At 72.1% G+C, this 18,758-nt stretch carries 20 protein-coding genes, 2 pseudogenes and 1 riboswitch; of the genes and pseudogenes, 13 read left to right on the top strand and 9 right to left on the bottom strand.

The genetic code is table 11. The features are described 5' to 3' along the window. Positions 1 to 63 precede the first annotated feature (63 nt). From ACWCP0_RS16130 to ACWCP0_RS16140, 3 genes are all read right to left on the bottom strand, one after another. Positions 64 to 540 (bottom strand): C40 family peptidase, encoded by a 477-nt coding sequence (locus tag ACWCP0_RS16130; RefSeq protein ID WP_451079433.1) that lies wholly within the window; start codon positions 538 to 540, stop codon positions 64 to 66. Between the two features lie 3 nt (positions 541 to 543). Beyond that, positions 544 to 699: riboswitch (cyclic di-AMP (ydaO/yuaA leader) on the bottom strand. Between the two features lie 365 nt (positions 700 to 1,064). After that, positions 1,065 to 1,373 (bottom strand): hypothetical protein, encoded by a 309-nt coding sequence (locus ACWCP0_RS16135; protein WP_451079434.1) that lies wholly within the window; start codon positions 1,371 to 1,373, stop codon positions 1,065 to 1,067. Between the two features lie 7 nt (positions 1,374 to 1,380). Beyond that, positions 1,381 to 2,016: an ATP-dependent Clp protease proteolytic subunit gene (locus ACWCP0_RS16140; protein WP_451079435.1), complete on the bottom strand. Its 636-nt coding sequence runs from the start codon at positions 2,014 to 2,016 to the stop codon at positions 1,381 to 1,383. A 72-nt stretch (positions 2,017 to 2,088) separates the two neighbouring features. Here ACWCP0_RS16140 and ACWCP0_RS16145 point away from each other — a divergent pair, with 72 nt between their 5' ends. Then, positions 2,089 to 2,391: a type II toxin-antitoxin system Phd/YefM family antitoxin gene (locus tag ACWCP0_RS16145; protein ID WP_451079436.1), complete on the top strand. Its 303-nt coding sequence runs from the start codon at positions 2,089 to 2,091 to the stop codon at positions 2,389 to 2,391. Positions 2,392 to 2,527: 136 nt separating this feature from the next. Here the strand turns inward: ACWCP0_RS16145 and ACWCP0_RS16150 are convergent. Then, positions 2,528 to 3,479, bottom strand: a pseudogene (locus ACWCP0_RS16150) (ABC transporter permease); the annotation flags it as partial. Between the two features lie 76 nt (positions 3,480 to 3,555). Between ACWCP0_RS16150 and ACWCP0_RS16155 the strand changes: the two are divergent. The 7 genes and pseudogenes from ACWCP0_RS16155 to ACWCP0_RS16185 all read left to right on the top strand — a co-directional run bounded on the left by ACWCP0_RS16155 (position 3,556) and on the right by ACWCP0_RS16185 (position 9,264). Next, positions 3,556 to 4,175 (top strand): annotated as a pseudogene (locus ACWCP0_RS16155) (TetR/AcrR family transcriptional regulator). A gap of 138 nt (positions 4,176 to 4,313) precedes the next feature. Next, positions 4,314 to 4,616: an urease subunit gamma gene (locus ACWCP0_RS16160; protein WP_351234124.1), complete on the top strand. Its 303-nt coding sequence runs from the start codon at positions 4,314 to 4,316 to the stop codon at positions 4,614 to 4,616. A gap of 14 nt (positions 4,617 to 4,630) precedes the next feature. Then, positions 4,631 to 4,942, top strand: a complete 312-nt coding sequence (locus ACWCP0_RS16165) for an urease subunit beta (protein WP_451079437.1) — start codon at positions 4,631 to 4,633, stop codon at positions 4,940 to 4,942. Next, complete coding sequence (locus ACWCP0_RS16170; protein ID WP_451079438.1) at positions 4,935 to 6,656, top strand: urease subunit alpha; 1,722 nt, start codon at positions 4,935 to 4,937, stop codon at positions 6,654 to 6,656. The genes ACWCP0_RS16165 and ACWCP0_RS16170 overlap by 8 nt, the downstream gene beginning before the upstream one ends. Before the next feature lie 509 nt (positions 6,657 to 7,165). Continuing rightward, complete coding sequence (locus tag ACWCP0_RS16175; RefSeq protein WP_451079537.1) at positions 7,166 to 7,825, top strand: urease accessory protein UreF; 660 nt, start codon at positions 7,166 to 7,168, stop codon at positions 7,823 to 7,825. A gap of 18 nt (positions 7,826 to 7,843) precedes the next feature. Beyond that, entirely contained in the window at positions 7,844 to 8,527 is a 684-nt protein-coding gene (gene ureG, locus ACWCP0_RS16180; protein ID WP_451079439.1) for an urease accessory protein UreG, read from the top strand. Further along, positions 8,524 to 9,264 (top strand): urease accessory protein UreD, encoded by a 741-nt coding sequence (locus ACWCP0_RS16185; protein WP_451079440.1) that lies wholly within the window; start codon positions 8,524 to 8,526, stop codon positions 9,262 to 9,264. Before ureG ends, ACWCP0_RS16185 begins: the two co-directional genes overlap by 4 nt. Before the next feature lie 21 nt (positions 9,265 to 9,285). On the opposite strand, the gene ACWCP0_RS16190 is transcribed toward ACWCP0_RS16185, so the two are convergent. Beyond that, entirely contained in the window at positions 9,286 to 10,008 is a 723-nt protein-coding gene (locus ACWCP0_RS16190) for a lysophospholipid acyltransferase family protein (protein ID WP_351234137.1), read from the bottom strand. Between the two features lie 316 nt (positions 10,009 to 10,324). On the opposite strand from ACWCP0_RS16190, the gene ACWCP0_RS16195 reads away from it, so the two are divergent. The 5 genes from ACWCP0_RS16195 to ACWCP0_RS16215 all read left to right on the top strand — a co-directional run bounded on the left by ACWCP0_RS16195 (position 10,325) and on the right by ACWCP0_RS16215 (position 14,859). Then, positions 10,325 to 10,786 (top strand): hypothetical protein, encoded by a 462-nt coding sequence (locus tag ACWCP0_RS16195; RefSeq protein ID WP_451079441.1) that lies wholly within the window; start codon positions 10,325 to 10,327, stop codon positions 10,784 to 10,786. Positions 10,787 to 11,163: 377 nt separating this feature from the next. Then, positions 11,164 to 11,667, top strand: a complete 504-nt coding sequence (locus tag ACWCP0_RS16200) for a metallophosphoesterase family protein (RefSeq protein WP_451079442.1) — start codon at positions 11,164 to 11,166, stop codon at positions 11,665 to 11,667. Between the two features lie 254 nt (positions 11,668 to 11,921). Beyond that, entirely contained in the window at positions 11,922 to 12,926 is a 1,005-nt protein-coding gene (locus ACWCP0_RS16205; protein WP_451079538.1) for a glycoside hydrolase family 20 zincin-like fold domain-containing protein, read from the top strand. Between the two features lie 173 nt (positions 12,927 to 13,099). Beyond that, the gene (locus tag ACWCP0_RS16210) at positions 13,100 to 14,329 is read left to right on the top strand and encodes a D-alanyl-D-alanine carboxypeptidase family protein (RefSeq protein WP_451079443.1); all 1,230 of its coding nucleotides are present in this window, start codon (positions 13,100 to 13,102) and stop codon (positions 14,327 to 14,329) included. Between the two features lie 353 nt (positions 14,330 to 14,682). Next, positions 14,683 to 14,859 carry a hypothetical protein gene (locus tag ACWCP0_RS16215; RefSeq protein WP_451079444.1) on the top strand — a complete coding sequence of 59 codons (177 nt, stop codon included), beginning with the start codon at positions 14,683 to 14,685 and terminating at the stop codon, positions 14,857 to 14,859. 95 nt (positions 14,860 to 14,954) lie between these two features. Here ACWCP0_RS16215 and ACWCP0_RS16220 read toward each other — a convergent pair whose 3' ends face one another. The 4 genes from ACWCP0_RS16220 to ACWCP0_RS16235 all read right to left on the bottom strand — a co-directional run bounded on the left by ACWCP0_RS16220 (position 14,955) and on the right by ACWCP0_RS16235 (position 18,699). Then, the gene (locus ACWCP0_RS16220) at positions 14,955 to 15,776 is read right to left on the bottom strand and encodes an alpha/beta fold hydrolase (RefSeq protein WP_451079445.1); all 822 of its coding nucleotides are present in this window, start codon (positions 15,774 to 15,776) and stop codon (positions 14,955 to 14,957) included. Between the two features lie 542 nt (positions 15,777 to 16,318). Then, positions 16,319 to 16,477 carry a hypothetical protein gene (locus ACWCP0_RS16225; RefSeq protein WP_351234154.1) on the bottom strand — a complete coding sequence of 53 codons (159 nt, stop codon included), beginning with the start codon at positions 16,475 to 16,477 and terminating at the stop codon, positions 16,319 to 16,321. 117 nt (positions 16,478 to 16,594) lie between these two features. After that, positions 16,595 to 17,554, bottom strand: a complete 960-nt coding sequence (locus ACWCP0_RS16230; RefSeq protein WP_451079446.1) for a cytochrome c oxidase assembly protein — start codon at positions 17,552 to 17,554, stop codon at positions 16,595 to 16,597. 119 nt (positions 17,555 to 17,673) lie between these two features. After that, the gene (locus tag ACWCP0_RS16235) at positions 17,674 to 18,699 is read right to left on the bottom strand and encodes a 6-phosphofructokinase (RefSeq protein ID WP_451079447.1); all 1,026 of its coding nucleotides are present in this window, start codon (positions 18,697 to 18,699) and stop codon (positions 17,674 to 17,676) included. Positions 18,700 to 18,758 lie beyond the last annotated feature (59 nt).

Consider the following 18,758-nt stretch of genomic DNA (forward strand, 5'->3'; position numbering starts at 1 on the left):
CGTACGAGTAGCCCGCGCCCCGCGAAACATGTCCCGAATGAGCCGACCGGCTGATCCGGCCGGTCAGCGCACGCGCCCGTACCGGACGCTCTTGGTCCAGATCTTGCTCAGCTTGACGACGGAGCCGGTCTTGGGGGAGTGCCAGATCCTTCCGCCTCCCGCGTAGATGCCGACGTGGTACACGTATCCGCCGGCGTGGAAGAACACCAGGTCGCCCATCTGCCGGTGGGAGGCCGAGATGTGGCGCGTGCGGTTGTACTGGGCCTGCGCCGTGCGCGGCAGCCGCTTTCCCGCCTGCTTGTACGAGTAGAGCGTGAGCCCCGAGCAGTCGAACCGGTACGGGCCGATGGCTCCCCACCGGTAGGGGGAGCCCCTCTTGGACGCGGCCACCTTGAGGGCCTTGAGCGCGTGGCCCGACGCGGCGTGCGCCTCCGGTGCGCCGCCCGGGACCAACAGTGAGCCGCCGACGGCGGCGAGAGTGAGAGCCGAGACGGCACCCGTCCGCGAGAGCAGGGACGGACAATGTGTCTGCGCAGTCATGCGCAACCCTTCGTCAGCCGCCTGTGAAGGATGACCTGTCGGGTTCGGACCTGCGAAGATGCCCGGCCGCGGATGCGGCTTCACCCCGAGGACCGGCCGCGGTGCGCGGCCGGCCCGAACTGCTCGGGTCCTCCACTCCTGCCGAAGCACTCATGTCGACCAGGCATCCGGAGCGGCGGCAGGATTCGGCGTCCGCCCGGACCGCCCCGCCGCGGTGGCGGGGGCTTGTCGTCCCCAGGGATCTTGACGCACGAACTGCCCGATTTCCGAGTTGAAACGAGGATATGTGAGGCTCCTCATGACTGATCCGATCGAGTGGGCCAAGCCGTTCGGCCCACTTCGAGTGGCCGGATGACGAGCCTCGTACCAGCAACGGAGCTGCCCGTTTCACCGGATGGCCCATCCCGCTGCGCAACTCGGCAGGCATGAAAGTTGAAGTCGCACCTCCGCCGGATGGGCGACACCCACTCGTACGCCTGCGGCCCTCCCGGCGCGTCGCCGACGTCGGCTCGCCGCCGCCTTGGTCAACTCGCCGACTCCGGCGGGACGGTGACCCGCTCGGCCCTCCGCTCCCCGTCCAGCACCCTCAATGCGCGGGTCAAAGTCGGCGCGTGCAGTTCGCTCTCGCCGCGGGCGTGCATCAGCGCGAGCGCGTCCCGCAGGGCGATCGCCCGTGCGGCAAGGGCCTGAGCGGCGCGGAGCGCGCCATAGGTGTGGGCGCACCTGGCCGGATTGATCCGACCCAGTTGGTCGACCACTTCGAGATAGCGGTCGATGAACTCGCTTTCGGCGCGGGTCAGTGCGGGAAGCGGGGGCAGTTCTGGGGGCAGCACGGCGGGTTCACCGCGCCCCGGGCGAAGCGGCGGACGTCCTGCGGTTCTTGATGAGGTGGTCGACCAGGCCGTACTCCACGGCCCCGGCCGCGTCGAACACCGTGTCACGTTCGATGTCGGCGGCGACGCGCTCGGGGCTCTGACCGGTGTGGCGCACCAGCATGGCGGAGATCTGCTCACGCAGCCGCAGCAACTCCTGCGCCTGGATGCCCAGATCGGTCGGCTGCCCCTGCACGGGCTCCGGAAGGGCGGGCTGCCGGATCACGACGCGTGCGCCCGGCAGGGCCATCCGCTTCCCCGGCGCACCGGCCGCGAGCAGTACGGCGGCGGTGGAGGCGGCCTGGCCCAGGCAGGTCGTCGCGACGTCGCAGGTCAGCACCTGCATCGTGTCGTAGATCGACGTCATCGCGCTGATCGGGCCGCCGGGGGAGTTGATGTAGAGGTTGATGTCCTGGTCGGGGGCGGCGTACTCGAGGTACAGGAGCTGGGCGATGACGTCGTTGGCGGACGTGTCGTCGACGGTCGTGCCGAGGAAGACGATCCGCTCCTCCAGCAGCTTGGAGTACGGGTCGAGCGTGCGGAGGCCGGCGCTGGTGCGCTCGGTGAACTCCGGCAGAACGTAGCGGGCGGCGGGTCGGTGCATGGCGTACCTCTCCTCGTGCAACGCGTCTCTGTAAAAAATGTACAGGACGTACAGGCCGTTATGATGGGGAGCATGGCCTATGAGATTCCGGTGACGCAAGCACGGGCAGAGCTCGCCGACCTGATCAATCGCGTCGTGTACGGCGGCGAACGGGTGGTCGTCACCCGCCACGGAAAACCGCTCGTGGCCCTGGTCTCCGCCGCTGACCTGGAACGACTCGAGGCGCTTGCGGGCTCCGAGGCTGCCGGGCAGCCGGCCGACGAGCCGGTGGCCGCGTCGGTGTCGAGGCTGCACACGCCGTCGTCGTCCGCTCCGGGCGAACGGGGCCGCTTCGGCATCGCAGCGGAGCACCGGCCGCAGGGTGGCGGTGCCTGAGGCGCCGCTTTCCGGCGGCGCGTACGGGAAGCGTGAAAGACCGCGCGCCCCCGTCCGCCACAGCGGGGACGCGCGGTCGCTCAGGGGACCGGCAGGGGCCGTCGGCGGCCTCAGCCGACCGGTGCCGGTGCGGCCGCTCCGGCGGTACGGGACCGGTCGGCCGACCTGGCCGCGAGGCTTGGTCACCGGCCAGCACGGCGGCCAGCCCGAGCGCCGCCCACAGTGTCAGCGTCGGTCCGCCGGCCGCGCTGCCGTCGAAGTACGCCACCGACCGCAGGAGCGATCCGCCCGCGCCCGGCGGCAGCCACTGGCCGATGGCTCCGGCAGCAGCTCCGGCGCGCTGGCGACGCCCGAGAACGGGTTGCCGATCAGCACGACCAGCAGGGAGCCCAGGCCGATCCCGGCCGGTCCGATCAGCGCGGCGAGCCCCGCGACACTGCTGCCCACGGCCAGCGCTGTCAGTCCGAGGACCCCGCCTCCGCCCACCAGTCGCCGGTCAGGACCCCCAGCCAGGAGTGCCCGACGGCGGTCGCGGTGATCCCGACCAGGACGGCCGAGCCCAGCAGCGCGGTCGCCGCCCGCACCCGGCGCAGCCCGAGCACGGTCACCATGGCTCCGGCCATCACGCCCGCCAGGGCGAGCGGAAGGACGCTGGAGGCCGGCGCACCGCCCCGGGGGGCGCCGGCCGGGGCGGGCACGACATCCTCGACCGCCGGCTGCGCGCCGGCCGGCGCCGCTCCCGCCGCCGACTCCTTGAGCAGCTGCGCCACGACAGGGCTCGCCGCCGACGCCGTGAGCACCTTCGGCCCCTCGGGGGCGACCACCACCGCGCCGTATACGACCCGGTCCTCCACCGCGTCCCTGGCCGCGGCCTCGTCGGCGTAGTGGTGGACGTCGAAGGCGCCCTCCCGGTGCTCGTAACGCTGCTCCAGCTGTGCGGTGGCCGCGGCCGGTCCGGCGACGCCGACCGGGAGGTCCCGGGGCGCGATGCGTGCGGCCGGCCACGCGAAGGCCCGCAGCGCGAGGGCGACGACGACCGGGACCAGGATCATCACCGCGGCCGTGCGACGGGCCGGAGCAGCGGACATGCTGTACTCGATTCAAAGAGAAGCATCGTTCGTTTTAGATGCGCGCCCCAAGGAATGTTCGTTTTGGATTTGCCGCATGGCCCGTGTATCCCAGGAACATCTCGACGCCCGCCGCCGCCAGATCCTCGACGGCGCCGCCCGCTGCTTCGCACGCAACGGCTTCCATGCCACGTCGATGCAGGACGTCCTCGGCGAGGTGGGTCTCTCGGCAGGAGCCGTCTACCGCTACTTCCGCGGCAAGGACGAGCTCATCTCGGCCATCGCGGAGGGGGCGTTCGCGGGGATTCGCGGGGCTTTCGAGGAGGCGGCGCGCACGAGCCCGCCCTCGACCCCCGACGTGCTGCTCGGCCGGGTGCTGCACATGTTCCTGGAGGAGCAGGTCCCCGGGGGGACCGACAGGCGTTCGCCCGGCTCGTCCTCCAGGTCTGGGGCGAGACGCTCCGCAACGACCATCTCGCCGGCATCCTCCGCGAGGGGTACGACGGCATGCGGCAGGCGTGGTCGAAGCTGGTCGACGCCTACCGGGACAACGGGATTCTGGCCGTCGACGTGCCGGCCGACCATGTCGCGCGGACCCTCATCGCGACGGCGCAGGGATTCATCGCCCAGCAGGCGCTCTTCGGCGACGTGCGGGTCGAGGTCCTGGAGGACGGACTCCGCGCACTGATGTCCATGCAGGTGGCGGAGGTCAGTTAACGCGCCGGAAAAACTTCCGCCCTACCGTTCAAGCGTCGGTCACGCGGTGCTTGCATCGCGGTCAACGCGTTGTTGACGAGGGCCGGCCTTCGCGTCGGCCCGAACAGGCCCACGCCGGACCACTTGTGAGGTGGAAGCGTGCAACTGACCCCGCACGAGCAGGAACGACTGCTCATCCATGTCGCCGCGGACGTGGCCGAGAAGCGCCGGGCCCGCGGGGTGAAGCTCAACCACCCCGAGGCGATCGCCCTCATCACCTCGCACATCCTGGAGGGCGCCCGCGACGGACGTACCGTCGCGGAGCTCATGGCCTCCGGACGGAAGGTGCTCACCCGCGACGACGTCATGGCGGGCATCCCCGAGATGATCCACGACGTGCAGGTCGAGGCCACCTTCCCGGACGGCACCAAGCTCGTCACCGTCCACGACCCGATCGTCTGACGGGGGGCGCCGCGATGATTCCCGGAGAGTTCCTGTACGCGGACGAGCCCCTCACGCTGAACGAGGGCCGCGAAGTCACCCGTCTGACCGTGCTCAACGCCGCCGACCGCCCGGTCCAGGTGGGCTCCCACTACCACTTCGCCGAGGCCAATCCCGGTCTCGACTTCGACCGCGCCGCGGCCCGCGGACAGCGGCTGAACATCGCGGCCGGCACCGCCGTGCGCTTCGAGCCCGGCATCCCCGTCGACGTCGAACTCGTACCCCTGGCCGGTCTCCGTGTCGTACCGGGGCTGCGGGGAGAGACCAGAGGTGGACTCGATGCCTGAGCTGACACGTGCCGTGTACGCGGACCTCTTCGGGCCCACGACCGGCGACCGGATCCGGCTCGCCGACACCGGGCTGCTCGTCGAGATCGAGGAGGACCGCTCCGGCGGGCCCGGACGCGCGGGCGACGAGGCCGTGTTCGGCGGCGGCAAGGTGATCCGCGAGTCGATGGGCCAGTCCCGCGCGACCCGCGCCGACGGCGCACCCGACACGGTCATCACCGGCGCGGTGATCCTCGACCACTGGGGCATCGTCAAGGCCGACATCGGCATCCGCGACGGCCGGATCACCGGCATCGGCAAGGCGGGCAACCCCGACACCATGGACGGGGTCCACCCGGAGCTGGTGATCGGCCCCGAGACCGAAGTCGTCGCGGGCAACGGGAAGATCGTCACCGCGGGCGCCATCGACGCCCATGTCCACTTCATCTCGCCGACCATCGTCGACCAGGCGCTCTCGTCCGGCATCACCACACTCGTCGGCGGCGGCACCGGTCCCGCCGAGGGCACCAAGGCCACGACGATCACGCCCGGCTCCTGGCACCTTGCCCGGATGTTCGAGGCCCTGGAGCACTACCCGGTCAACATCGGGCTGCTCGGCAAGGGCAACACCGTGTCGCGCGAGGCGATGCACGCACAACTGCGGGGCGGTGCCGTCGGGTTCAAGATCCATGAGGACTGGGGTGCCACGCCCGCGGCCATCGACGCGTGCCTCCGCGTCTGCGAGGAGACCGGCGCGCAACTCGCCGTCCACACCGACACCCTGAACGAGGCAGGGTTCGTCGGCGACACCCTCGCCGCGATCGCGGGACGGACGATCCACGCGTACCACACCGAGGGAGCGGGCGGCGGGCACGCGCCGGACATCATCACCGTCGTCTCGGAGCCGTACGTCCTGCCGAGTTCCACCAATCCCACCCGGCCGCACACCATCAACACCATCGAGGAACACCTCGACATGCTGATGGTCTGCCACCATCTCAACCCGGCCGTCCCCGAGGACCTGGCCTTCGCCGAGTCGAGGATCCGGCCGTCGACCATCGCCGCGGAGGACGTGCTGCACGACCTCGGGGCGATCTCCATCATCTCCTCGGACTCCCAGGCCATGGGGCGCGTGGGTGAGGTGATCCTGCGGACCTGGCAGACCGCCCACGTCATGAAGCAGCGGCGGGGAGCACTTCCTGGGGACGGGCGCGCCGACAATCTGCGGGCGCGTCGCTATGTCGCCAAATACACGATCAACCCGGCCGTCGCCCAGGGCATGGACCACGAGATCGGCTCGGTCGAACCGGGCAAGCTCGCCGACCTGGTGCTCTGGGAACCGGCCTTCTTCGGCGTCAAGCCGCAACTCGTCATCAAGGGCGGCCAGATCGCCTGTGCCCAGATGGGCGACGCCAACGCGTCCATCCCGACGCCCCAGCCGGTCATGCCCCGCCCGATGTTCGGCGCCATCGGCCGGGCGCCCGCCACGAACTCGGTCAACTTCGCCACGGCGCAGGCGATCGACACCGGCCTGCCCGACCGTCTCGGCCTCGGCAAGCGCTTCGCCTCGATCCGCAGCACCCGCGGCGTGACGAAGTCGGACATGCGCGAGAACGACGCCCTGCCGCGCGTCGAGGTCGACGCGGACACCTTCACGGTGACGATCGACGGCGAAGCCGTCGAACCGGCTCCGGCGGAGGAACTGCCCATGGCCCAGCGCTACTTCCTCTTCTGACGATGACCACGCCCACGCACAGGGAGCGAAGCGAACCGGCCCGGGCGACTCGATCCGGGAGCACCGGAGCGGCAGCCGGCGCCACGGACGCCGCGGCCACCGGGGCCGCGTTCGGGCGGCCGGGCGTCCTGCCGCCGGGCGTTCCGGAGCCGTTCGGCCGTCCCGGCGCCGCAGGGGTGTCGGAGGTGTGGGCCGAGAAGGGGTTCGTCGTGCGCGATGAGGCTGCGGTGTCCGGTTGTGGCGTGCCGGTGTCGTCGGCGGCGATGTCGACCGTGTCGCCGATCGACTCGGGGCCGGTGGGAGGCGTGCGGGAGTTCGGCCTGGAGCCGGGCGTTCCGGCGCCGTTCGGCCGTCCCGGCGCCGCAGGGGTGTCGGGGTCGTCGGCCGATGGAGTCGGCGCAGTCCGTCCCGCTTCCGCTTCCGCTTCCGCGTCGACGCGGCGCGCCGCACCGGACCCGGCCGCCCGGCACGGGGCGTCCGGTGAGGGCGGGCAGGGCGCGCGGGCGGCGCTGCTGGTGCTGGCCGACGGGAGGTTTCCCGCAGGGGGGCACGCGCATTCCGGTGGGGCCGAGGCGGCCGTGAAGGCGGGACGGATCCGGGATGCCGGGGGGCTTGCCGGGTTCTGCCGAGGGCGGCTGCACACCGCCGGGATGACCGGCGCCGCGCTGGCCGCGGCGGCGGCGCTGGGGATGGATCCCGACGAGCTGGACGCGGCCGCCGACGCCCGCACGCCCTCACCCGTGCTGCGGGCCACGTCCCGCAAGCTCGGGAGGCAGCTGCTGCGGGCCGCCAGGGCCGCCTGGCCGTCGGCCGAACTGGACGCGCTGGCAAGGGCGTTCCCCAAAGGCGCCCATCAGCCCGTCGTGCTCGGGATCGCCGCGCGCGCCGCGGGCCTCGGGCCCGAGGACGCCGCGCACTGTGTCGCGTACGAGACGGTCGGCGGGCCCGCCGCCGCCGTGGTCCGGCTTCTCGGCCTGGACCCCTTCGAGGCCACCGCCGTCCTCGCCCGGCTCGCCCCCGACATGGACCGGGTCGCCCGACGCGCCGCCGATACGGCCCGGCAGGCCGCCGGGCTCGGCGTCGACGCCCTGCCCGCCGCGTCGGCGCCGCTGCTCGACATCACCGCCGAGCAGCACGCCGCCTGGCCCGTACGACTCTTCGCCTCGTAGGCCCCAAGGAGCCGCACCATGCACCTCGACCACCGCCATGACACCGGCACCGCCGTCAGCGCCGACGCCGCACGTCCCGACGGCACCCGCCGCGCCCTGCGGATCGGCCTCGGCGGACCCGTCGGGTCCGGGAAGACCGCGACCGTCGCCGCGCTCTGCCGTGCCCTGCGCGACCAGGTGTCGATCGCCGTCGTCACCAACGACATCTACACCCGCGAGGACGCCGAGTTCCTGCTCCGCAACGCCGTCCTGCCGCCGGAGCGCATTCAGGCCGTCGAGACCGGCGCCTGCCCGCACACCGCGATCCGCGACGACATCTCCGCCAACCTCGAAGCCGTCGAGGACCTGGAGGACTCGGTGGGGCCGCTCGATCTGATCCTCGTCGAGTCGGGCGGCGACAACCTCACCGCCACCTTCTCCAAGGGCCTCGTCGACGTGCAGATCTTCGTCATCGACGTGGCGGGCGGCGACGACATCCCGCGCAAGGGGGGCCCCGGCGTCACCACCGCCGACCTGCTGGTCGTCAACAAGACCGACCTCGCCCCGTACGTCGGCTCCGATCTGCAGCGCATGGCCCGCGACGCCAAGGAGCAGCGCGGCGAACTCCCTGTCGCCTTCACCTCCCTCACCGGCGAGGAAGGCGTCGGCCCCGTCGCCGACTGGGTACGCGCACAGCTCGCCGCCTGGGCCGCGGCCGCGTGAGCGTCCAGGCCACGGCCCGCGTCGTCGCCACGCGCGACGGCGGCCTGCCCGTGCTCGAGAGCGCCGGGCCCCTCGCGCTGCGCCGGACCAGGGCCGCCGGACCGTACACCCGCGTCACCGTCGTCGGCGCCATGAGCGCGCCCCTCGGCGGCGACCGGCTGGCCATCGAGGCGGACGTCCGCGACGGCGCCAGACTCCACATCGACTCCGCCGCCGCAACGGTCGCCCTGCCCGGGTACACCCCGGATCCGGCCACCTACGACATCGCGCTGACCGTGGGGGAGGGGGCCGAGCTGCGCTGGCTGCCCGAACAGCTCATCACCGCCCGCGGCAGCGACCTGCGCCTGCGCACCCGCGTCGAACTCGCCGCGACCGCACGGCTGGTGCTGCGCGAGGAACAGATCCTCGGCCGGTACGGGGAGGACACCGGCAGCCTCACCACACGCCTCACCGTCCACCGTGCCGGCCGCCCCCTGCTCGACCAGGAACTGGCATACGGTCCCTGCGCACCCGGCGGTTGGGACGGCCCCGCCGTGCTCGCCGGACACCGCGCGATGGGGCAACTCCTCGTCGTCGACCCGGAGTTCGAGGAGAAGCCCGTCAAGTCGCGGCAGCTCGGCGACACGGCCGTGCTCACGCCGCTCGCCGGCCCCGCGGTGCTGATCACCGCGGTCGCCCCGGACGCGCTCGCCCTGCGCCGGCTGCTCGACCTCGACGCTGCCCTGGCCGCCGGCTGACCCGTCCCCAGCGGCCGGGCCTCAGCGGCGGCGCAGCCGCGGGAACTTCCTGGGCTGCGCCTGCGAAGCGGCCTGCGCCGCCTTCACCTTGGCCGCGTACTCGTCCACGTACTCCTGCCCGGACAGGGCGAGGATCTCGTAGATGATCTCGTCGGTCACCGCCCGCAGCACCGCCTTCTCGCCCTCCATCCCGGCGTAGCGCGAGAAGTCCAGCGGCTCCCCGAAGCGGATCGTCACCCTCTTGATCTTCGGGACCACCTGCCCCGGCGGCTGGATCTCGAACGTCCCGACCATCGCACACGGCACCACCGGCACCTGCGCCCTGATGGCCATCACCGCGACCCCGACCTTGCCCTTGTAGAGCCGCCCGTCGTGCGAGCGCGTGCCCTCGGGGTAGATCCCGAGCAGCTCACCCTTCCCGAGCACCCCGAGCCCTTCGCGGATGGCCGCCTGCCCGGCGTCCTTCCCCGAGCGGTCGACCGGGATCTGCCCCGCGCTGCGGAAGAACGCCGCGGTCAGCCGGCCCTTGAGCCCCGGCCCGGTGAAGTACTCGGCCTTGGCGAGGAAGGTGATCCGGCGCTTGAGGATCGCCGGCATCAGGAAGTGGTCGGAGAACGACAGATGATTCCCCGCGACGATCGCCGCCCCGTCCGCCGGAATGTGCTCGAGCCCTTCGATCCGGGGCCGGAACAGCAGCCGCAGCAGCGGCCCCAGAACGACGTATTTGAGCACGTAGTAGAACACGGGAGCGCTCCCAACTCTGTCGGATCGGCACTGGTGCCACGCTCTGCGAGGTCAACGCGTGGATCGACACGGGCCGGCAGATCCGCCGGTGTGACCTAGTTGATCAGAAGCGATCGGACTCATGCCGACTCCTTGCTGACTTTGACGACGACCCCTCAGGTTGCGGTTGAGCGGCGCTGTACCACTCGTACCGCAGTGATCGATCGTAGCCCGACCAGCCGGGAATCCCTCCGGCGAGGACAGGGGCACGCGGCCGCAGGACGGGCCTTCGCCGACGCTGCCCTGGGCATATGTTCCGCTATGCCAAGATTGGCCCATGGCGATCCTCTCCGAATTCACCGGCACATGGGCGGGCACGAACGGGTTCCGGCTGATGCCTGCCGATCCGCTCGCCGGATTTCCCGCATCGGCGACCGTGACGGTCGCCGCCGGCGGTCACCTGACCACGGTCACGTACGCCTGGGAACACCCCGACGACGGGCCGCAGGAAGGGCTGATCGTCATCGGGGCGGGCGGTGAGGACGACTCGCTCGTCGCGACCTGGGGCGACTCCTGGCACCAGAAGCCGGTGCCGATGTCGCTGTCGGGACGGCGAGGGGCGGAGGGGGCGTTCGTGCTGGACGGCAGCTACGGCGAGGACTGGGGCTGGCGCATCGTGTTCGAGGCGGGTTCCGGCAAGGAGCTTCGGATGCGGATGGACAATGTGCTGCCCGAGGAGTACGCGACGCCTGAGGTGTCCGCCTATCCCGTGATGATCATGGAGTTGGGGCGGGCCTGAGGGAAGGCCGACGGGACAACCGGGGAGACGGGGGCGGACCCGCCTCCCCGGCTGCTTTCCGGGCCGGTGCCGTGGCTGCTGGTACCGACGTGACCGTCCTCGCGGACTGCAAGGCGGACGGGATTCGGATGACCACGACGAACACCCCTCCTCGGCGGGCACCTGACCCCGATGTGCCCGGCGGCGGGCACGGCCTGGGCGGGCTCACGGCCTGGGCGGGCCGACCGGGCGGATCGGACCGCTCGGCGGTCCGGTCGCCGCCGAGGCCCACCGTGAGGGCTTCCAGGTGTCCCCCTTCATTCCGCAGCTCCATACTTCATAGCGTCGGGCGCGGCATTGCCCCCAGTGCTGCGGGCAGCGCGAGCAGGAGGTGGCGGATGAGGCTGCTGCTGACCTCCGACACCCATGTGCCCAAACGCGCACGGGAGCTGCCGGGCCCGCTGCTCGAGGAGATCGACCGGGCCGATGCCGTGATCCACGCGGGCGACTGGGTGGACTCGGCGACCCTGGATCTGCTCACCGCCCGGGCCCGGCGCCTGATCGCCGTGTACGGCAACAACGACGGTCCGGAGCTGCGGTCGAGGCTGCCCGAAGTGGCGCGCGCGGAGCTCGGCGGGCTGCGCTTCGGGATCGTCCATGAAACGGGTGCCGCGCAGGGGCGTGAGCGGCGGTGCGCCGAGCGCTTTCCCGACCTGGACGTGCTCGTGTTCGGGCACAGCCACATCCCGTGGGACACCACGGCCGCGGGCGGACTGCGGCTGCTCAACCCCGGCTCGCCGACCGACCGGCGGCGGCAGCCGTACGGCACGTACATGACGGCCGTGGCGGCGCAGGGCCGGCTCACCGACGTGCTTCTCCACCGGCTTCCGCCCCGCCGATAACAGCCCCACCCCGGCGAGCAGCCGGCCCTCGGCATGCCAGTGATCGGACCTGTCCACACTCAAATGTCCAAACGGCTTGGACTTCCTTGGTGTCTCTGCAGGAAATCTTGACCAACTCCCTCGCGGCTGGATTGGATCGGGACGGCAAGATCCGATGAATCCGCCACGTCACCCCTTCCCCGTCCGACGGGAGTTGCAGTGCTGCGCAGAGGATCCTTTTCCCGGCTGGTGGCGCCGCGGCGGCCGCCCTGCCGCTGCTCGCGGGGCCCGTACCCGCCGCCCGCGCCTCGGCCGGAGCCGAGACCGGACCGCCCGTCACCGTCCCGACGCTCACCAACTGGACGCCTGTGGACGGGAGTCGCTACTCCTTCGCCAGGACCGCCCGGCTCGTCGTCGCCCCGCGCGACACGGCCGCCCGCCGGGTCGCCACCACACTCGCCGGGGACCTCCGCGCCGCCGACCGTGGCACCGTAGCCGTCGTGCACGGCGGCCCACGGTCCGGGGACACCGTTGTCGCCGTCGAACCCGCGCGGCAGAAGAGCCTCGGCGAGGAGGGCTACGAGCTCACCGCGGGCCGCACGCTCCGCATCACCGGTGCGACCGGGGCCGGCGCCTGCTACGGCACCCGTACCCTGCTCCAGCTGCTCACCGCCGGCGACCGGATCCCCGCAGGCCGCACCGTCGGCATTCCGCAGTACGCCGAGCGCGGCGTCGGGGTCTGCGCCTGCTACATCCACATCACGCCCGAGTGGCTGGAGAACCTCGTACGCGACATGGCGTACAGCAAGCTCAACCAGCTGCTCCTCGAGCTCAAGGTGAAGAGCGACGAGCACCCGGAGGCCAACACCTGGGGCGACTACACCAAGGACGAGATCCGCAGGCTCGTCGCGCTCGGCGAGAAGTACCACGGGACGGCGGCCGCCGGCCGGGCCGTCGACGGCGACCCCGACACCGCCTGGCACGCCCCCGCACCGTCGAAGGGGACACTCACCGTCGACCTCGGCCGTGAGCACGGGATCGACCGGATCCGCCTCGCCGAGGACATCCGGCAGGGCCGGCAGGTCGAGTCGGCGGTCGTGGAGGCGCGCACGGGCGAGGGCCGGCAGACGGTGGCCGCGGTCGGCACCATCGGCGCCTCCCGCATCCTGGTGCTGCCGGCCCCGGTGACGGTCCGTCAGTGGCGGCTGAGGGTGCTCGGGTCCCGGCACGCTGCGCACATCGCGGAGTTCGGGCTCCACCGCTCGCAGGTACAGGCGTAGGTGCAGGTGCAGGTGCAGGCGTACGACGCGGCGCCGGCCGGATGGCGGCCGGCGCCGCCGTCGCCTCCTGCACGCCCGGTGTCCTGCCGCCGTGCGATGCCCCCGCACCTCGGAGTAGGCCAGTCGGCTCACTCGGGCCCGCGCAAGGCGTCACCGGTTTCTACGGTGAATGAATGATGATCAGTCTTCTGCCCCGGACCGCGGTTTCGGGTGTGCTGGCCCTCGCCGCCGCAGCGCTGACCGTCCTGCCCGCACCGGCGGCAGCGGTCCCTCGGGAGGAACCGCTGCCGCCGCGGCCGGTGTCCGCCGATGCGTCCCTGCTGCACCGTTCGGGCACCCATGTGCGGCCCGACGACGACGCCCCGGACCTGCCGAGCGAGGTGTCCGCCCTGTCCTGGCTGGTCGCCGACGCGCGCACGGGTGATGTCCTCGCCGCCCACAACGCACACCGCCGACTGCCGCCGGCCAGCACACTGAAGACCCTCTTCGCCCTCACCGCCCTGCCCCGGCTCTCCGGCAGGCGCGTGCACACGGTCACCGACGAGGAGTTGGCCGGGGTGGGGGAGGGGAGCAGCCTCGTGGGCCTCGCCGCCGGCCGCACATACCGGCTGGCGGACCTGTGGCGGGGCGTCTTCCTGAGCTCCGGCAACGACGCCGTGCACGTACTGGCCGAGCTGAACGGCGGCTGGCGGACCACGGCCAGGCAGATGCAGGCCAAGGCCCGTGCCCTGGGCGCACTCGACACGCACGTCGTCTCCGCGGACGGCTACGACGAACCCGGCCAGGTCTCCTCCGCGTTCGACCTGGCCGTCTTCGGGCGGACCGGGCTCGCGAACCGGAAGTTCGCCCGGTACGCGGCGACCGTCGACGCGAGGTTTCCCGGCGGCACCTTCGACGACGGAACCCCCACCTGGACGTACGGCATCCGGAACACCAACCGCCTGCTGACCGGCGCCGACGGGGTGGGGCGGTACCCCGGCATCATCGGCGTGAAGAACGGCTACACCACCCACGCGGGCAACACCCTCATCGCCGCGGCCCGCCGGGACGGCCGCACCGTGCTCGTGACCGTGATGAACCCGCAGAGCGGCGACGGACGCGCGGTGTACGAAGAGGCCCGGTCCCTGCTCGACTGGGGCTTCGACGCCGCGGAACACGTCCGTCCGGTGGGCTCGCTGGGACCGCCCTCGGCCCCCGAGCCCCAGCAGGCAGGGCCGGGCCCCGTCGAGCAGACCACCGCCACGGCGCCCGAGGACTCCGACGAAGGCACCGGCCACGACTGGCTCTGGGCCCAGATCGCCGCCGCGTACCTGGCCGCGGCCCTCGTCGTTCGGTGGCGGCACGGCCACTACGAGCCGGAGGCGCGGGCGGTGAGAGAGGCGGAGGCCCGTGCCGGGCGGTGAGCCGGAGGCGCGGGCGGTGAGAGGCGGGGGCCCGTGCCGGGCGGTGAGCCGGAGGCGCGGGCGGTGAGAGGCGGGGGCCCGTGCCGGGCGGTGAGCCGGAGGCGCGGGCGGTGAGAGAGGCGGAGGCCCGTGCCGGGCGGTACGGTCCGCCGGTGCCGTCCAACCGGCCTGTTCCGTCGGCCGGTGCACGGCGGTGGGGACGTCCCCCGTTCGGCCTACAGCGGTTGCTCCGCCGCGGTGGCGGAGGTGTCCTGGCAGAGCGCCCAGCGACGGTCGCGGGGCGCCGAGCAGGGCTGTTCCGCGCCGAACGCGTGCGGCCGCCCTGCCCACCGACACGAGACTTGGAGAGATCCATGCCCTACAACAAGGGACAGCGCGTGGAGTACCGGGACGAACAGAACCGGATGCAGGAAGGCCAGATCCAGCGCGCCGAGGGCAGCGGGGACAAGGCGAAGTACGCCATCAAGAACGAGCAGACGCAGCGCGTGGACCAGGTGACCGAGCGCCAGATCCAGCGGCCGCTGCAGTAACGGCCCCGCAGAGGCGGCCGCCCTTGCACCGGATCACCGGTGCAAGGGCGGCCGCCGGCGTGGAACCGGTCCGCTCGCCGCCTCGACCGTCCTTCTCACCCGTCCTGCTGGCCCGACAGCACCGCCTGCAGCACCGCGGCGAACTCCTTGGGCTGCCCGAGGAAGCCGCCGTGATCGCCGGGGAACTCGACCGGCGGCGCACCGAGCAGCTCGGCGAGCGCCATGGAGGTCCGGTAGGTGAGCAGGCCGCCCGAGGCGGCGCCGATGCCGACGACCACCCGGGCCGGGCCGGCCTGCAGCGCCGGGATGTCCGGCACGTAGAGGGTGGTGCCCCGCAGCTCATGGGTGAAGAAGCGGGCACTGTCGGCGAGTTGCTGCTCCGAGGGCTCCCCGGGCGGCGGAGTGGGGGCATCCTCACCACCGATGTCGAAGCCCGCGTTGACCATGAACTTCATCCACGCGGCCCCCACGCCCTCGTGGTGGAAGGTCTCGACGATGTCGTCCGTCGCGGCGCGCTGCTCAGCGGCATCGGGGAGCAGCTCCAGCAGGGGAGGTTCGTGCGCAAGGAGCGTGCGTACCCGCCGGGGGTGCCGCGCGACCAGCGCGAGACCGGTCACCGCGCCGCCGCTGCTGCCGAACACGTCGGCGGAATCGGCGCCGAGGGCGTCCATGAGGGCGGCGAGGTCGTCCGCCCGCAGCTCCGGCGTGGAGTCCTGCTCCGGGTCGTCGAGGACACTGCCCGAGATGCCCCGCGGGTCATGGGTGACGACGGTGTGGTCGGCCGCGAGCGCGTCGGCCAGCGGCGCGAAGTCCGCCGAGGCCATCGGCGCCCCCGTGACGAGCAGCAGCGGTCCCGTGCCGCGCACCTCGTAGTGCAGGCGTGCTCCGGGGACGTCGAGGGTGCGGGTGGTGGTCATGGCGGGTGGTTCCTTCCCTAGGGGCTTCCGCGGTCGCGGTGACGGAAAGGAAGACTCGGGCCGACCGGAAAACTCATCGCCCCGCCCCGCCCCGCCCCGCCCCGGCTCGCTCGGGCGGCGATCCAGTGCCTCGGTCGAGGGCAGGCGCGCGGCCCGAGCCGCCGGGTGGGCGCCCGCCGGAGCGCCGATGACCGGGACGGCTCCCACGCCGCCCGCCATGGGCCCGGGCGGGGACCACCGTCGCCGGCCCTGATACGTCGCGTGCGAGGCCGTGACACCGATGCCGAGGAGACACACCCCTGACGCCGCCGAGGCGGCCGAGCAGCATTCCGCTCAGCGCGTCGTCTGTGGCCTTCTTCGCCGCCGGCGCGTCCGAGGGGCGGGAGACCTCGACCGAGAGCTGGGCCCCTCCCGGTTGGTGGTGGCCCCCAGCACGGCCTGGACGTCGCCGGCCGCCGTGCCTGGGGAACCAGTCCCCGCCGAGCCGCACCTGGAGGCCCGCCGCGTGGCTCCGCCATCCGCGGCGGAGCCACGCATCGGTACTACGTGGGTTTGGAAGCCACCATTCCGAGGGTCACGAGACCGAGCACGACCCAGCCGAACCACAGCCAGCCGTTGCTGCCCAGCGCGACCGTGTAGGCCGTCACGACCACCAGAGCCACGAGGGTGAGCACACCCATCGTCTTCGTGGAACCGGACATGCGCGTCCTCCTCCGGGCCGGTGTGCCGTGGCTGGAAGCCATGGCCATGGCCGTGCAGCCATGGTCACCCCTGAAGAGGCCCGCGCGCTACTGCCGCGCACCACTGGCGTGCGGTGCTCACCGCCCGCGCGCCTGGAGAGAGGCCAGATACGCGTTGTACGCCTCCAGCTCCTTGTCCCCGTCCCGGTCCGCGGCCCGGTCCTGGCGGACGGCCTGACGCTGCTCGGAGCGGTACCACTGGAACACCAGCGCGATCAGCACCAGCACGGACGGGATCTCGCTGAACGCCCAGGCGATGCCGCCCGCCGCGTTCTGGTCCGCGAGCGCGGTGATCCCGAGCGACGCCGGCGGATCCGCGTAGGCCTTCACCATCGGCTCGGACGCCATCATCAGCGCGATGCCGAAGAAGGCGTGGAACGGCATGCCCGCGAACAGCTCCAGCATCCGCATCACGTAGCCGGGACGGTGCGGCCCCGGGTCCACGCCCATGATCGGCCAGAAGAAGATCAGGCCGACCGCGAGGAAGTGCACCATCATCCCGATGTGCCCCACCTTCGACGCCATGAGGAAGTCGAACAGCGGGGTGAAGTAGAGCGCGTAGAGGCTCGCGATGAACATCGGGATCGTGAACGCCGGGTGCGTGACGATCTTCATGTAGCGGCTGTGCAGCAGGGCCAGCAGCAGCTCGCGCGGTCCCGTGCGTCCCCGCCCCGCGACCGGCAGCGCGCGCAGCGCCAGCGTCACCGGAGCGCCGAGCAGCAGGAGGATCGGCGAGAGCATGCTGATCACCATGTGCTGCACCATGTGCACGCTGAACATGACCATGCCGTAGTCGTTCAGCCCGGTGCACATCACCAGCGCGATGGTCAGCACACCGACGGTGAAGAAGACGGTCCGCCCCACCGGCCATGCGTCGCCGCGTCGCCGCAGCCGGACGACACCCCAGGCGTACAGCCCGAGACCGACGAGGCAGCCGACCAGGAAGAAGGGGTCCGCGGAGAACTCCAGGCCCCGCCCCAGCGTGAACGGCGGCAGATCCATCGGCATACCGTGCTCGCCGTGCCCGCTGTGATCCATCTGTGTACTCCTGGAGCGTCCCGATTCGCGGTTGTTGTCCGCCGCACCAGACTAGAACCGCCCCCGGCCGCTGCTGCGACCGGGGGCGGTTCCTCACACGTGCAGCGTGTGCGACCGGTTCACAGCACGCACTCGGCCTCGGCGTACCGCTCCTCCGGGACCGTCTTCAGCGTCTCCACGGCCTGCGCCAGCGGCACCATCGTGATGTCCGTGCCGCGCAGCGCCGTCAGCATGCCGAACTCGCCGCGGTGCGCGGCCTCCACGGCGTGCCAGCCGAACCGGGTGGCGAGGACACGGTCGTACGCGGTCGGCGTACCGCCGCGCTGTACATGCCCGAGGATCACCGGCCGGGCCTCCTTGCCGAGCCGCTGCTCCAGCTCGACGGAGAGCTGCCGGGCGACACCGGCGAAACGCTCGTGGCCGTAGATGTCCTTGCCGCCCTCGTCGAAGTCCATGGTGCCCTCGCGCGGCTTGGCGCCCTCGGCGACGACGACGATCGCGAAGCGCTTGCCCGCCTCGAAGCGCGCGCCGACCCGCTTGGCCAGCTCGTCGATGTCGAAAGGACGCTCCGGGACGACGATGGCGTGCGCGCCTGCCGCCATACCCGAGTGCAGGGCGATCCAGCCGGTGTGCCGGCCCATGACCTCGACGATCAGGACGCGCTGGTGGGACTCGGCGGTGGTCTTCAGCCGGTCGAGCGCCTCCGTCGCGACGCCGACGGCGGTGTCGAAGCCGAACGTCACATCGGTCGACGCGATGTCGTTGTCGATGGTCTTCGGCACGCCGACGATCGGCAGACCCGCCTCGGAGAGCAGGTTGGCGGCCTTCAGCGTCCCCTCGCCGCCGATCGGGATGATCGCGTCGAGCCCCAGCTCGGCGACATGGCCCCTGGCCCGCTCGACACCGTCGACGAGATGCGCGGGCTGCACCCGGGACGAGCCGAGGATCGTGCCGCCACGGGCGAGGATGCCGGCCACCGCGTCCAGGTCCAGCTTGCGGTAGTCGGCCTCCAGCAGACCCTTCCACCCGTCGTGGAAGCCGATGACCTCATCTCCGTGGTCGACGACGGCGCGGTGCACGACGGAACGGATGACTGCGTTCAGACCGGGGCAGTCACCGCCGGAGGTGAGGACACCAATGCGCATTAGCCCGAATACCTTTGCAACGTGGGCCGACTCCCGGACCACGTTGTCCGGTTGGATCC

Source organism: Streptomyces sp. NPDC001970 (assembly GCF_053594115.1).